General features: G+C 47.7%; 1 protein-coding gene. It reads left to right on the forward strand.

The window, feature by feature from the left end; genetic code table 11:
* Positions 1-1,508: phosphoenolpyruvate carboxylase (locus tag ACFRAK_RS27940; protein WP_394573026.1), on the forward strand; the 1,508-nt coding region annotated here is incomplete at both ends.

Consider the following 1,508-nt stretch of genomic DNA (forward strand, 5'->3'; position numbering starts at 1 on the left):
AGTCTATATGCTGGCGAAAATGAGCCATATACTTAACGAGAACATGACAGGTGGAGAGCGTTACGCTTCGCCGGATGAATTCATTGAGGATCTGAACATCATCGATCGCAGTCTGCGTTTTCACTATGCTGACTACGTAGCTGACACTTATGTGCAGAAGCTTATTCGTCAGGCGGAGTTATTCGGCTTCCATACAGCGACACTGGATATCAGACAACATAGCCAAGAACATGAGAACGCTATGAGTGAGGTCTTGAGCAAGATGAATGTAACTCAAGACTACGCAGGCTTAAGCGAGGACGAGAAGATTGAACTGCTTCACGGGTTGTTGAATGATCCACGTCCCTTGACTACACCTTATCAAGAGTATAGTGACAGTACGCAGGAATGTCTGGATGTATACAGAACGGTATACCGTGCACAACAGGAATTCGGTGTGAAGTGTATCTCTAGCTATCTGATCAGTATGTCGGAAGGTGCTAGTGATATTCTTGAGGTTATGGTATTTGCCAAAGAAGCAGGCTTGTTCCGCAAGGATAATGACGGTACGGTCATCTCTACACTTCAAGCAGCGCCTTTGTTTGAGACGATTGAGGATCTGCATGCCGCGCCGGATATTATGCGCAAGCTATTCAGTCTTCCGATCTATCGCGAGGCTGTGAGTGCGATGAATGATCTGCAAGAGATTATGCTTGGTTACTCGGACAGCAATAAAGACGGCGGAGCGATTACAGCTAACTGGGAACTTCAGGTGGCACTCAAGAAGATTACCGAAGCAGGTAATGAACATCAGATCAAACTGAAATATTTCCACGGTCGAGGCGGTTCGCTCGGTCGAGGCGGAATGCCTCTCAACCGCAGCATTCTGGCTCAACCTGCCTCCACTATTGCTGGTGGTATCAAAATAACGGAACAAGGCGAAGTCATTTCCTCTCGTTATTCGTTAAAAGGAATCGCTTATCGGAGCTTGGAGCAAGCGACATCCGCTCTCATTACGGCTCAGATTAATGCTCGCTATCCCGTAGAAGAGTCCATCGGGAAGGAATGGGAGGATATCGCCTCTAACATCTCGGCAGAGTCACAGAAGAAGTATCAGGATCTGATCTTCCGTGATCCGGACTTCCTAAGCTTCTTCAAAGAATCAACCCCTCTTCCGGAGGTCGGAGAGCTAAATATCGGTTCACGTCCTTCCAAACGGAAGAATAGTGATCGTTTTGAGGATCTCAGAGCCATCCCGTGGGTGTTTGCATGGACTCAGAGCCGTTATCTGCTGCCAGCGTGGTATGCGTCTGGTACGGGCTTACAGAGCTTCTACCAGGGCAATGAGGAGAATCTGAAGGTTCTGCAGAAGATGTACACAAGCTATCCATTCTTCACTTCGCTGATTGACACGCTTCAGATGGCATTGGCGAAGGCGGATCTGATCATTGCCAAGGAGTATTCCTTGATGACGAAGGATGAAACGGTTCGGGAGCGAATCTTTGGATTAATCGAGAATGAGTTTAATC

The sequence above is a fragment of the Peribacillus sp. NPDC056705 genome, from assembly GCF_043656335.1.